Annotated in this window: 10 protein-coding genes; 5 read left to right on the forward strand and 5 right to left on the reverse strand. The window is 70.3% G+C overall.

Annotated elements, in window-relative coordinates:
• Positions 1-686: 686 nt before the first annotated feature.
• Positions 687-1,865 carry a complex I NDUFA9 subunit family protein gene (locus HNR00_RS23265; protein WP_183573564.1) on the reverse strand — a complete coding sequence of 393 codons (1,179 nt, stop codon included), beginning with the start codon at positions 1,863-1,865 and terminating at the stop codon, positions 687-689.
• 231 nt (positions 1,866-2,096) lie between these two features.
• Here HNR00_RS23265 and HNR00_RS23270 point away from each other — a divergent pair, with 231 nt between their 5' ends.
• The 3 genes from HNR00_RS23270 to HNR00_RS23280 all read left to right on the forward strand — a co-directional run bounded on the left by HNR00_RS23270 (position 2,097) and on the right by HNR00_RS23280 (position 5,883).
• Complete coding sequence (locus HNR00_RS23270) at positions 2,097-3,254, forward strand: MFS transporter (protein ID WP_183573566.1); 1,158 nt, start codon at positions 2,097-2,099, stop codon at positions 3,252-3,254.
• A gap of 27 nt (positions 3,255-3,281) precedes the next feature.
• Positions 3,282-5,456 (forward strand): primosomal protein N', encoded by a 2,175-nt coding sequence (locus tag HNR00_RS23275; protein WP_183573568.1) that lies wholly within the window; start codon positions 3,282-3,284, stop codon positions 5,454-5,456.
• A 64-nt stretch (positions 5,457-5,520) separates the two neighbouring features.
• Positions 5,521-5,883 (forward strand): SpoIIAA family protein, encoded by a 363-nt coding sequence (locus HNR00_RS23280; protein ID WP_183573570.1) that lies wholly within the window; start codon positions 5,521-5,523, stop codon positions 5,881-5,883.
• 135 nt (positions 5,884-6,018) lie between these two features.
• Here HNR00_RS23280 and HNR00_RS23285 read toward each other — a convergent pair whose 3' ends face one another.
• The 3 genes from HNR00_RS23285 to HNR00_RS23295 form a co-directional block, all read right to left on the reverse strand.
• Positions 6,019-6,399 carry a hypothetical protein gene (locus tag HNR00_RS23285; RefSeq protein ID WP_183573572.1) on the reverse strand — a complete coding sequence of 127 codons (381 nt, stop codon included), beginning with the start codon at positions 6,397-6,399 and terminating at the stop codon, positions 6,019-6,021.
• Between the two features lie 836 nt (positions 6,400-7,235).
• Complete coding sequence (locus HNR00_RS23290) at positions 7,236-8,408, reverse strand: zinc-dependent alcohol dehydrogenase (protein WP_183573574.1); 1,173 nt, start codon at positions 8,406-8,408, stop codon at positions 7,236-7,238.
• A gap of 287 nt (positions 8,409-8,695) precedes the next feature.
• Positions 8,696-9,859 (reverse strand): Hint domain-containing protein, encoded by a 1,164-nt coding sequence (locus HNR00_RS23295; RefSeq protein WP_183573576.1) that lies wholly within the window; start codon positions 9,857-9,859, stop codon positions 8,696-8,698.
• Between the two features lie 670 nt (positions 9,860-10,529).
• On the opposite strand from HNR00_RS23295, the gene HNR00_RS23300 reads away from it, so the two are divergent.
• Positions 10,530-11,324 (forward strand): phage tail protein, encoded by a 795-nt coding sequence (locus HNR00_RS23300; RefSeq protein ID WP_183573579.1) that lies wholly within the window; start codon positions 10,530-10,532, stop codon positions 11,322-11,324.
• A gap of 343 nt (positions 11,325-11,667) precedes the next feature.
• Complete coding sequence (locus HNR00_RS23305) at positions 11,668-11,847, forward strand: hypothetical protein (protein ID WP_183573581.1); 180 nt, start codon at positions 11,668-11,670, stop codon at positions 11,845-11,847.
• A 59-nt stretch (positions 11,848-11,906) separates the two neighbouring features.
• Here the strand turns inward: HNR00_RS23305 and HNR00_RS23310 are convergent, their stop codons facing one another.
• The gene (locus tag HNR00_RS23310; RefSeq protein ID WP_210306658.1) at positions 11,907-13,079 is read right to left on the reverse strand and encodes a sensor histidine kinase; all 1,173 of its coding nucleotides are present in this window, start codon (positions 13,077-13,079) and stop codon (positions 11,907-11,909) included.
• Positions 13,080-13,169 lie beyond the last annotated feature (90 nt).

Raw genomic sequence — 13,169 nt, forward strand, 5'->3', positions numbered from 1 at the left:
CCGCCAGCGTTCGCTCTGAGCCAGGATCAAACTCTCAAGTTGAAGAGTTAGATCTCAGCTGATCACAACATAAACGGAGTGCTCACATCCGTGACCCTGGCGTTTCCACCAAAGCCCGGTGAGCTCCGAAACGTCGGTCAGCCTCATACTCTCACGGTTCAGCCTTCCAGCCGAACCCGCAAGGACATGAACAAGCCGCCCGCGTTTCTCTTTCTCGATATCTACTTGTCAAAGAGCGAAGAAGCCTACACCCGAAGTGCAACCTCCTGCTGCCGACGCGCCATCGTCCCGGTTGCCCGGCCCGATCAGCCCCGTCTTCAGCGATAGTACCGCGGCGGCCTCGTCGACCCGGCGATCGTGTCACCGGCAGGAGCCCCGTCCGAGCGGTCCGTGGCGTCTAGAGCCGGCGAACCGTCCTGTCAACCGTCATCCGATCGACACATCCGGGACACGAAGGACAGCGATCGTCCGATCCAGTCGCCCGGATCAGCCGTGCCGCTCAAACAGTCCCGAACACCTCAAGGCCGCCGCGCCACCGTGTGGTGGGCAGCCGCGCCCCGTCGGTGAGGTGCTTCTACGAGGGCCCGCCCGCCCCGTCAATCGAAAAAACGAGAAAAATGCGAAGGAGGCGGTCAGAGGCCTTTCTGGCGCAGTGGAAGGCCCATCCGAAAAGGGAGTGCGCGTCCTCAGGCGCGCGTGCCCCAGCGCTGGCCCATCCGGCTCGGGCCCGCGGCGTCGGCGCCGATCGCCGGGCCACTGGCACGGGCGGGATGGTGCTGCGATTCCGGCGCTTCCGTGCGCGACGCGATCAGGTCGGGCACCGCGGCCATCGCCTCGGTGCCGCGGCCTTGCGCGAACTGGCCGGCCTTGCGGAAGGTCCAGAGGTAGCCGGGCACCACTGCCTCGACCGCGGTCGGGACGATGCCGAGCCCCTCGATCGTGCGTCCCTCGGACTTCGCGGCCTCCGAGACGACGTTGTCGCTCTGGAGCAACGTGACCTGATCGCGGGTGAGCTTGAGGCTCGGCGGCAGAAGTCCGAAGGTGAGCGTGTCGACGATCTCCAACAGGCGGGCCTGGAGCCGGGCCGCGGGTTCGGGCAGGTCGATCACCGCGCGGCGGCGCATGATCACGTCGAGCATGTAGCGCACGAAGTATTCGAGCGTGTTCACCTCCGGCCCGCCGAGTTCGTAGACCTTGCCCCCCTCGGCGTTGCCGTCCACGGCCCGGGCGATCGCCTCGGCGACGTCGCCGACGAAGACCGGCTGGAAGCGCGATTGCGCGCCGGCCAGCGGCAGCGCCGGCAGGAAGGTGGCGAGCCCGGCGAAGCGGTTGAAGAAGCCGTCGCCGGGGCCGAACAGCAGGGAGGGCCGGAAGATGACGGCGTCGGGGCTGGCGCGATACACCTCCGCCTCGCCCGCCGCCTTGGAGCGGGCGTAGAGCGAGGGCGAGGCTTCGTCGGCACCGATGGCGGAGACGTGGATCACCCGCGCGCCGACCGCCGCCGCGGCCCGGGCGATGGTCCCGGCGCCCTCGGTCTGGAGCGATGTGAAGCGCTGGCTCCCCTGCTCCTGCAGGATGCCGACGAGGTTGATCACGATGTCCGAATGCTCGACCGCGCGGCGGACCGAATCGGGATAGCGGAGGTTGGCCTGCACGGCCACGATCTGGCCGACCTTGCCGAGCGGCTGCAGGAACAGCGCGAGGTCGGGCCGGCGCACCGCGACGCGGATGCGATAGCCGCGCTTGGCCAGCGCCCGCACCACGTGGCGGCCGAGGAAGCCGGAGCCGCCGAACACGGTGACGAGCTGCGATTGCGGGCGCAGCGGCGCGCCCTCGTTGCCGGGTCCGGTGCTGGGGCTGCTCATGGCCGACGGAAAACCTTTTCTCGCGGAACACCGCGGGACCGGCATCACGAGACGGCCGCGCGGCCGACGGCCACGGCACGGGATCGTCGGCAGCACGCTCCTTAGACCAGTTTCAGGGCGGAGGGCAGTCGGTCGCGGGAAGGAAATCGGCAATCTCTCACGGGTCCGGCCCCCCTCCCCTTCCGGCCACGGTGCCGTGCGCCAGATCGGGATGGGGAAACGGGGGAATTCGTGGCTGAGGGCAGCATCGGGCGGGCGGTCGCGCTCTATGCGGCGCTCTATGGCGGGTATGGCGCGCTCTCGCCGTTCCTGCCGGCCACCCTCGCGTCGCGCGGGTTCGAGGCTTCGCAGATCGGGACGCTGCTCGCCGCCGCGATGCTGGTGCGGCTCGTGGCCGGCCCGCCGACCGGGCGGTTCGCGGATCGGCATGCCGCCGTGCGCGGGGTTCTGGCCCTGGGCCTCGCGGCGTCGGGCGGGCTCACCCTGGCTCTGCTCGGAAGCGGCAGCGTGGCGGTGCTTGTCGTCCTCGTGCTGATCCAGGCCGCTGCGAGCGCGGCGCTCAGCCCGCTCGCCGACGCGCTGGTGCTGTCGGTCAGGAACGGCGGGGCTGCCTATGGGCGCATCCGCGGCGCCGGCTCGGCCGCCTTCATCGTCACGACGGTGCTGACCGGATGGCTCGTGAGCCGCCTCGGCGACGGAGCGGGGCTGGCCGTCTGCGCGGTCCTGTTCGGTGCCGCCGCGCTGACGACGCTGCGGTTCGCGCCGACATCCTCCTCCGTGACGGGAGGGGCGGCGGGCGGCTTTCGCGCGCTGCTCGCGATCGGCGTCTTCCGCCGCCTCGTGCTGGCGGCCGCCCTGGTGATCGGCGCGCACGCGATGCACGACGCCTTCGCGGTGATCGCCTGGACCGGGGCCGGGATCGGGACCGGGGCGGCGGGCCTGCTCTGGGCGGAGGCGGTCGCGGTCGAGGTTTTCGTGTTCCTCTGGCTCGGGCCGCGGCTGCTCGAACGGATCGGGCCGGCCCGCGCGCTGGAACTCGCCGCGCTCGCCGGGGCCCTGCGCTGGGCGGTGCAGGCGCAGACGACGTGGTTGCCCGCGCTCGTCGCGATCCAGGCGCTGCACGGGCTCACCTTCGCGCTGCTGCACCTCGCCTGCCTGCGGATCGTCGCGCGGGCCGTGCCGGAGGGGCTGCGGGCCACGGCGCTCACCGTTTACGGCAGCTTCGGCCTCGGTCTCGCCTCGGCGCTGGTGACGCTCGCGGCCGGGCCGCTTTACGGCCGCTTGGGACTGCCCGCGTTCTGGGCCATGAGCGGGTTGAGCCTCCTGGCGGTGCCGGTCGCGTATCGGCTGCGGCGCGACAGTCGCCAGGATAAGGCGGGACATATATAGAACGAGAATGCGAAAAGCCGTGATGCCATGCCCGCCGTCGCCGACATCCTGATCCCGCTGGCGCTCGACACCGCCTACAGCTACGCGGTGCCGCCCGGCCTGACGCTGGCCGCCGGCGACGTGGTGCAGGTGCCGCTCGGGCCCCGCGAGACCATCGGCGTGGTCTGGGGCGTCGAGGAGCGGGCGTCCGGCGGAAACTTGCGGCCGGTGACGGGGCGGATCGAGGCCCCTCCCCTGTCCGACCCGCTGCGAAAACTGGTCGATTGGCTCGCCCGCTACACCCTGGCCCCGAAGGGTTCGGCGCTCGCCATGGCGTTGCGCCTGCCCGACGAGGCGGCGCAGCGCGAGACCTCGCGCATCGGCGTGCGCGCCTCCGGCCGCCCGGCCTCCCGGCCGACGACGGCGCGGGGCAAGGTGCTGGCGGTCGCCGCCGATGGGGCGGTGCGGGGCAAGAGCGCGCTCGCCAAGGAGGCGGGGGTGTCGCTCAGTGTGGTCGATGGTTTGATCGACGACGGGGCGCTGGAGGCGGTGGCCCTTGTGCCGGAGCCGGTGGCGTTGCCGCCCGATCCCGATCATCCGCGGGTGCCGTTGTCGGAGGCGCAAGCAGAGGCCGCGCGCAACCTGATCGCTCCCCCCTCCCCTTCCCCGGCCGAGACCGGCGGGACGATCCTCCTCGAAGGCGTCACCGGCTCCGGCAAGACCGAGGTCTACTTCGAGGCGGTGGCCGAGTGCGTGCGCGAGGGGCGGCAAGCGCTGGTGCTGATGCCGGAGATCGCGCTGACCGCGCAGTTTCTTGACCGGTTCGCCGGCCGCTTCGGCGTGCGGCCCGCGACGTGGCACTCGGGCATCGGTGGCAAGCGGCGCGAGCGCATCCGCGCGGGCGTGGCGTCCGGCGACGTCTCGGTGGTGGTGGGCGCCCGCTCGGCGCTGTTCCTGCCCTTCGCTAAGCTCGGCCTGATCGTGGTCGATGAGGAGCACGAGAGCGCCTACAAGCAGGAGGACGGCGTCCATTATCACGCCCGCGACATGGCGGTGGTGCGCGGGCGCTTTGAGCGCTGCCCGGTGGTGCTGGCCTCGGCCACGCCCTCGATCGAGTCGCTGGTGAACGCGCAGAGCGGGCGCTATCGCCACGTCTCGCTCCCCGGCCGCTTCGGCGGCCGCCCGCTGCCGGACATCACGGCGATCGACATGCGCCTGGACAAGCCGGAGATCGGCCGCTTCCTGTCGCCGCCGATGGTGAATGCCGTGAAGGCGACGCTGGCCCAGGGCGAGCAGGCGCTGCTGTTCCTCAACCGCCGCGGATACGCCCCGCTGACGTTGTGCCGGGCCTGCGGCCACCGCTACCAGTGCCGCAACTGCTCGACCTGGCTCGTGGAGCACCGCTTCCGCCGGGCGCTGGTGTGCCACCAATGCGGCTACGCGCAGCCCAAGCCCGAGGCCTGCACCGAGTGCGGCGCCTTCGATCACCTCACCCCCTGCGGGCCGGGCGTCGAGCGCATCGCGGAAGAAGCCACCGCGCTGTTTCCCGACAAGCGCATCGTCGTGTTGTCGAGCGACTTTCCCGGCGGGGCCGAGCGGTTGCGGCAGGAGTTGGAGACGGTGGCGGCGGGCGAGTGCGACATCGTCATCGGCACGCAGCTGGTCGCCAAGGGCCACAACTTCCCGCACCTGACGCTGGTCGGCGTGCTCGACGCCGATATCGGCCTCACCACCGGCGATCCGCGGGCGGCGGAGCGGACGTTTCAGTTGCTCCAGCAGGTGACGGGTCGCGCCGGGCGCGGCGAGCGGCCGGGGCGTGCGCTGGTCCAGACCTACCAGCCCAACCATCCGGTCATCGCCGCCCTGCTCTCGGGGGACGCCGAGCGCTTCTACGAGGAAGAGATCGGTGCCCGCGAGGCGGCGGGGCTGCCGCCGTTCGGGCGGCTGGCGGCGCTGATCGTCTCCGGGGAAGAGCGGGAGAAGGCGGAGGCGCACGGGCAGGCGCTGGCGCGGGCCGCCGATCCGCCGCCGGGCGTCATGGTGCTGGGGCCGGCGGAAGCCCCGCTGGCCCTGGTGCGCGGGCGCTGGCGGTTCCGGCTGCTCGTGAAGACCGAGCGCGGCATCGACGTGCAGAGCTATCTGCGCGACTGGCTGGCGCGGGGGCCCAAGCCCCGAGGTAATCTCAAGGTCGCAATCGACGTGGACCCGCAGAGTTTCCTATAAGCAGGCTCCCGCGCGGCCGGCGCGGGTCCCTCGCGCCGGCGCCATCTTGGAGGAGCGCCGCGCCTTGCTGACCTACGAGAAGAAGCCCGATTCCGCGATCGCCGAGATCGTCGTCGACGGCAAGATTTCCGACGAGGAGATGAACACGGTCATGGCCGCGATGAAGGCCGACCTCGACAAGGGCGGCAAGCTCAAGCTCTTGGAGGACGTGCGCGCCTTCGAGGGCATGGAGCCGGCGGCCTTCTTCAAGGACCCGCGCTTCGGCCTCTCGATGATGAAGGGCGTGAGCCACGTGGCGCTCGTCACCGACGCGACCTGGCTGCGGGCGGTGGCCGAGACCTTCGGCTTCGTCTCGCCGGTACAGATCAAGGTGTTCGAGCGCGCCCGGATCGCCGAGGCGCGCGCTTGGCTGGAAGCGGGCGTTTAAGGCTTTTACTGAGTTGCGCGGAACAAGACCGACGGTCCTGCTCCGCGCGTCCGGTGGAAGACCGCCGCCCCGCCGTCGCGGGGCAATCGATGATGCTCCTGATCATCATCGATTGATATTGAATAGGCGGGCGGATCACTCCGCCTGCGCGGTCCGCATGGTGTGACGGCGGGCGGTCCAGCGGCCGGTGCAGAGGCCGCCCGAGACACGCCACGTGCCGGAGCCGCCCCGCACCTGAAGCCGGCCCGAGGCAGTGCCGTTGGCCGCCGCCGTCGCGACGGTGAGGCCGACGCTGCCGTCCGACCCCACCCGGCCCGAGACCGTCGCACCGTTGGTCGAGGCGGTGGTGACCGGGCGGACCTGACCGTCCTGAACGCTCAGGGTGTAGCTGTACTGCGCCTCGCACAACCCGCTCTCGGTCACGAGCTGGACCGACCATGTGCCGTCGAACCCGCCTGCCACGGCCGGCGAAGCGAGCAGGGCAGCCAGGGCGGCCGACAGGGCGAGCTTGGACATGCGTGATCCGGTGCAGCGACGAGGGTGAGGTGACCGGATGCGCCGTCGCTCGCGCCCCGAACCATCGATCCGTGAGATGTCGGCACCATACGCGAACAAGAGGCGAGAATATGACGGCAGCCCATGGCTGGATTGCCGATATAGCGGCCCTCGTCGTGGAACTTTTTACGCGCAAGTCGCGCCGAAGTTCCGCGCATGCGTGATTTCTTTACGAACTGTGTTGAGGCTCGGGCGTCGGAGGTCGATCGAGGTCTGCGCGCCGTCTGATCGCCTGCAACTCCGTGTCGGGGGCGGCGAGGACAGTGCAACGGCCGACGTGGGATGCGCAGGTGCATCTCGGTTGCTTGATCGAGGACGGGAAGACGCCGCCGGGACGGAAGTACCGGAATCTGTCCGGTTCCGGATAAGTAGCGTCCCGGTCGGCCCTCAGTGCCGACACTGTAACCGCCGCGTCTTCCATGAATGTCGCGTGTTCACGGTGGAGCATCGGCATGCGCTCGTCTGATGCCGATCGGCGATGATCACGACGCATCGCCGATCGCCCGCGCAGAGAAGCGAGTCTTGGCGGCGGCGGCCGCCCGCCATGATGTGCCCCGATTTCTCGCTGTTTGGCTTGGAATCCGGACGGCCTCGTCCCAACCAAGTCCCTCATCCCGAACTGACGCGAAGCGGCCTCGAAGGAGGGGTCCGGAGGTCGCAGCGATCCCTGGAGGCCTCCTTCGAGGCTCCGCTTCGCTCCGCATCTCAGGATGAGGGTGAGGGTTGGAGGCATCGCAGCATCGGATCGGCTCCGACACGACGATCCGAGCCGAACAAACTCTCGAACCCCCGCAAAATCAGCTCGGGTGGAACACCACCTTCACGCAGCCGTCCTTCTTGTCCCGAAACGTCTTGTAGAGGTCCGGGCCGTCGGCGAGGTCGGTCGAGCGGTGGGTGATCAGGGAGGCGGTGTCGAACTTGCCCTCCTGGATCAGCTTGGTCAGCGGTTCGAGGTAGCGCTTCACATGGGTCTGGCCGCTCTTCAGCGTCAGGCCCTTCTGGACGATCGAGCCCATGTTGACGGGAATCGGCCCGCCATAGACGCCGGGCACCGAGACGATGCCGCAGGGGCGCACCGCCTTGATCGCCTCGGTCAGCGCGTAGGGCCGCTCCGTCGAGGTGAGTTTCTCCTGCAGCGTCGCGATCACGCCGGAGAGGCCGTGGCCAGCGGAAGCCTCCATGCCGACGCAGTCGATCACGGCGTCGGCGCCCTCGCCCCGGCTAATCTCCTTGATGCGCGCGAACACGTCGTCCTGCGCGTAGTCGATGATGTCGGTCGCGCCGTATTTGCGGGCGAGCGCGAGGCGCTCCGGCACGGTGTCGATGGCGATGATGCGCTCGGCACCCATGATCTTGGCCGATTGGATCGCGAACAGGCCGACGGGCCCCGCGCCCCACACGGCGATGATCTCGCCGCCCTGGATTTCGCAATGCTCGGCGCCCTGCCAGCCGGTCGGCAGGATGTCGGTGAGGAACAGGACCGACTCGTCGTCCATCCCGTCCGGCACTTTCATCGGCGCCACGTCGGCCATCGGCACGCGGACGTACTCGGCCTGTCCGCCCCAGTAGCCGCCGGTGATGTGCGAATAGCCGAACAGGCCCGCCGTGGTGTAGCCGAACTGGGCGGCGGCCATCTCGGCGTTGCGGTTCGAGCGCTGGCAGACCGACCAGTTGCCGAGCCTGCACTGGCGGCACTCGCCGCAATTGATGTTGAAGGGCACGACAATGCGGTCGCCCTTCCTGAACTTCGTGAAGCCCGGCGCGGTCTCGACCACCTCGCCCATGAATTCGTGGCCGAGCACGTCGCCCGATTTCATGGTGGGCATCTGCCCATCCATCAGGTGGAGGTCCGAGCCGCAGATCGCGCAGGATGTCACCTTGATGATGACGTCGCGCGAATCCTCGATCGTCGGATCGGGCACCGTGTCGCAGCGGATGTCGCCCTTGCCGTGCCAGCACAGCGCCTTCATGGAACGTCCTTCCCCGGATCGAGCCGCCATCCCGTAGGATGATCGCGGCGGGAACCCCGGAGGCGGACGGCCAAGTTCCTCGGCGGTGTTCCCTTGCGGGTCACGCCCGGCGGTCCGGCGCGACGCTGCGATACACCTGCGTGACGATCCGGACCGTGGTGATCGCCACGCATACGCCCCGGCCGACCCTCACCATCCGCGGGCGGGCCCTGCGCTCGACCGGTCCGACATGGGGCCCGAGCCGGACGAAGGGGGCGGTGCTGCCGGCGGGCGAGCGTCGCCCGGCGTCAGGCCTCCCGGCGGGCCTCGACTGGCTCCGGCGGGGCGACCCAGCGGGGCAGCGCCGGGCCCGCCAGGGTCACGCGGAGGAACACCGTGCCCCGGCAGCCCTGCCAGAGCGAGGCGGGGAGAAGCGCCGCGCCGTCGGTCCAGCGCCAGGTCGCGGTGCCATCCCCGTCGAGGGGGTGGAAGCCCGCCTCCAGGCGCGGGTCGTCCAGGGTGATGGCGCGGACCGCGCCGAGGCCGTCATCGACGGCGAGGGCGGCGAGCGCCACGCCGAGGCGGCGCGCGTCGCCCGCGCCCGGCAGCACATGGGCCGGCACGCTGGTCCGCGAGACGAGGCGCAGGTCGCCGGTCTCGGCGGGCAGGACGAAGCGGGCGGTCAGACCCTCGACATCGGGGCGCACGACCCGGTCCCCGGCCACGAGGTGCAGGTCGGCCATCGGCGCGGCCTCGATCCGCCAGCCGAGCGCCTCGGCCCGGTCGCGCAGGCGAACGCGCACCAGATCGACCACGGGGCCGTCCTCGTGGAACGGGCGACAGGAGGAGCGCGTCCCGTCCGGCCGGGCGTCCGGGGAGGCGCCGAGATCGGTGATATCGGCCTCCGCGAAGAAACGGCGGTTGCCGCAATCGAGATAGCTCTCCGCCGGCAGTCCCTCGGCCAGGAGGATGTCGTGGCTGTCGAGTTCGATGTGCCAGTAGGTGACGCGCTCGACCGCCTCCTGCGTGATCGTGGTGCCGTTGATCAGCCGACAGGCGGGAATCAGCACCTCGCCGAGCACGTCCACGGCGATGGCATGGGCGGGCGAGACCAGGAGGTCGCGCGCCGGACGCCCTTCGCCGAAGGCGTGGGCCGCGATGCGCACGGGGTAGGCGCTCGCCGGTTCGGGATGGCGGCGGGTCTCGACGGTGCGGTGGCCGATCCAGCGGATCGGGCGCGCCGCGCCGGAGGCGGTGACGGCGAGGTCGCCGACGGCGAGGGCCTCGACGGCCATGTCACCCCGGCTCGTGCGGATCAGGGTGCCGGAGGCGTAGCAGGTAATGCTCCATTGCGTGGTGCCGTCGGACGTGTCGGAATACTTGAACTCCGTGCCGATCTTGAACTTCGTCCCATCTTGATAATCTGTGTTCGTATAAAGATAAAGATTTTGACTGTTCAGATCGCGCCCCACAAGCCCATTCGCGACTCTGCCAAAATATTTTAGATTGATGACGGCGTTGTTGGACAACCGTGTCCCGGAAAAATAATCTGGAAAAATGTCGCCGAGTTGAGCACGGTTGTCGGGTGTCCCGGCGGAATCGTCGGTGTCGGAGATCGTATGAGCGTCGTTATACACGGCAAGCGTGTAATGATATCCATTCGACGTAAAGAGCGCGAAGCGGTGCTGGAATTTCTGCGTCGGACCCGACATGCGATGAATCCTGTTTGGTGCGCGAACAGTCGCCTGCGAGGCCGGGCTCGGCTCCCGTGACGAATTCCCATTGCGATGGGCGGGCCGATTCCTTGACAGGCCATCCTACCATGTGACCGGGGGGCACGATGTCGCCGCCGGAACACACGCAACGAAACAGGGAGCTGACGCTCCGATCGCGTGTATCGGTCGCATTCCGCCGTCGGCCGGCGGCGGCCTTTCGGTCCGAGCGTCGCGCGGTGAAGGCCATCGCTGGTCGCGGCGAGGTCGTTGCGGCTCCCGCATGCCCGAGCGCCGGCATGCGTGAAATCGTAAAGGTATCGGCGCAACTCTGGACTGGTCTGACTGCGCCGAACGCTGCCCTGGGTCGTCGTCGCATCCATGCCGAGCCGACGAACCCTCTCATCCCGCCCCGTCGAGATCAGATTCCATGCGACCGATATTCCGCTCCACCTTGCGCGCCGCGATGCTGGCCACGGCCTTCGCCGGCGTCAGCGCGCCCGCCCTCGCCTGCAACACCGAGCCCTATCTCGGTACGCTGTGCGTCTTCGCCTTCGATTGGTGCCCGATGGGCTACCTCCCGGCCGATGGCCGAACGCTTGCGATCAGGGAGTATCAGGGCTTGTTCGGGCTCGTCGGCTTCCGGTACGGCGGCGACAACGCCACCGTCTTCGGCATCCCCGACCTGCGGGGCCGCGTCGCGGTGGGCACCGGCACCGGTCCTGGGTTGACCGCGCCGGTCGCGCTCGCGCAGAAGTTCGGACAGCAGACGCTGCTCCTGAACGCGTCCCAGACGCCGCTCCCGCCGCATAGCCACGGGAGCGCGTTCACCCCGACCTCCGGCTCCCAGACGATCAACGTCCCGACCTCCGCGGGCGGAGCGGGGGTGAGCGTGAACACGACCGCCGTGACCAGCGCCAGTGCCACGACCCCGACCGTGGCGAACGGGTCCACGGTCTACCTCACCAATGCCGGAACCTTCGTGGGATCGAGCAACTCGATGAAGGGCCTCTACACGTCGACGGCCCCGGCCTCCGGAAACACGGCGACCATACCGGCGAAAGGCAACCCGGCCTTCAGCTTCGACGTGACGAGCGTCACCGGCGGCTCCGTGGCGGTGGCCAGTGCGAGCGCCCCCGCCTCCCAGCCGATTTCCACGCAGCCGCCGTCGATCGGGATGACGGCCTGCATCGCGGTCCAGGGCCTGTACCCCAACCGGCCGTGACCCGGGCCTCCGACCGCATCGCACCGAGCCGCGCGGACGATGGCGCGCGGTTCGCCGACGATGCTGCCCGGCCGTCCGGCCCGATCGTTGGGAGGCGGTGGGAGTCGCGGCCCTTGCCCGGGGGGACGCCGCGGCGGATGTCGGCGGCGTTCCGCCATCGGCCGAGCCGTATGACGAGGACGAAGGCCGCGCGGCCGGTAAAAACCCCCGGTTAAGGCTAAGCGACTATCACCGGTTCACGGTGTCTCGCGAAGCTTCCGGCCCCGTCGTCGCTTCGGCCCACGGCGGGGCCGGGCGCGTTCGCGACCGATGACGACCGAGCCTGGTGATGAAAGGAGCGCCGATGACCAGGGAACAACTCGCGACCGAACTCAAGCGCATGGCCTCCTCGCAGGTCAGCGACATCGAGCGCGCGGTGAAGGCGGGCCACAAGACCATCGCCCTGAACGAGCTGGCCGACCTCGACCGGCAGCTCAAGGCGCTCGCCGCCGCCCTCAAGGCGAAGCCCGCCGTCCGGGCCTGAAACGACGCCTGTACCCGCGTTTCGTCCGAGAGCCTCGGTTCTCGGACGACGCGCGATCCTCAGGCCGCTCCGCCCTCGGCGGCGACCGCGGAAAGCGGCGCCACCAGGGCCATCACGGCCCCGCTGCGGGGATAGCGCAGGCGGGCACTGCCGCCGAAGCTGTGGACGAGGCTGCGCTCGATCAGGCGGGAGCCGAAGCCGCTGCGGCTCGGCGGCGCCACCGGCGGCCCGCCGCGCTCGGCCCAGTGGAACCACAGCCATTCCGCGCCCGCCCGCCCGGCGATCCGCCAGCCGATGGCGACCTGCCCGGTCTCGTTCGACAGGGCGCCGTACTTGCCCGCATTGGTGCCGAGTTCGTGCAGCATCAGGGCGAGCGTGAGCGCCGGACGCGGGCCGACCGTCACCTCCGGCCCGACGATGCGGAAGCGCTCGGGCATACCGTCGCCGTGCAGCCGCACCGCCCCCTCGACGAGGCCGCGCAGGGACGCGCTGGCCCAGGCGCCCTGCATCAGAACGTCGTGCGCCTGGGCCAGCGCCAGCATGCGCGCGCCGAGCGATTCCGCCGCCGCCGGAAGCGAGGGCGCGTTGCGCAGGGTCTGGGTCGCGATCGCTTGCACGATGGCCAGCGTGTTCTTGAGGCGGTGCTCCATCTCCATCAGCAGCACGCCCTGGCGCGCCTCGGCCTGCCGCTGCTCGGTGACGTCGCGGGCGACGGCCAGGAAACGCATGGGTGGACCGGCGACCGGCGTCACCGTCACGTCCCAGCAGGCGGGTCCGGCGGCGGCCCGGAAGCGCGCCGGATGGCCCGCTCGGGCGCCTGCGAGCGCGGCCTGCGCCGCGGCACGGCCCTCGGGCGGGTCCCAGCCGTCGAGCCAGGACGCGCGGCCTCCCGTACCCATCCCGCTCCCGATCGCCCGCGGGTTGGCGGCGAGGACGAGACCGCTGTCGTCGAGCAGCGCGACGCCGTCCGGGCTCGCGCCGAAGGGGAGGAGGATCGCCTCGTCGGCCCCCCGGGGATCGGCGCCGAACCCATGCGGCACCGTGCCGGCGAGACCGCTGGCGACGACGCAGCCGGGCCACGCGTCGGGCGGCGTGCAGACCGCGTTCGCGTCGGAGCCGCCGCAATCGGCTTCGGATCCCGAGGAGTGCTCGATGTCGGTCACGAACGCCGCGTCACCGTAAGGTCGCTCGGTGTCGGCGAGCGCGAAGCCGCCGTCCAGGCCGGTCCGCATGACGATCCCCCTCGCGCTCACCCTCGACCCGCCCTCGGGTCGAGCCAGCGCGTCACGCGAGCCGGGATGTCCTCGTGGTCTGATGCCAGG

The sequence above is a fragment of the Methylorubrum rhodinum genome (assembly GCF_014199935.1).
Lineage (GTDB): Bacteria > Pseudomonadota > Alphaproteobacteria > Rhizobiales > Beijerinckiaceae > Methylobacterium > Methylobacterium rhodinum.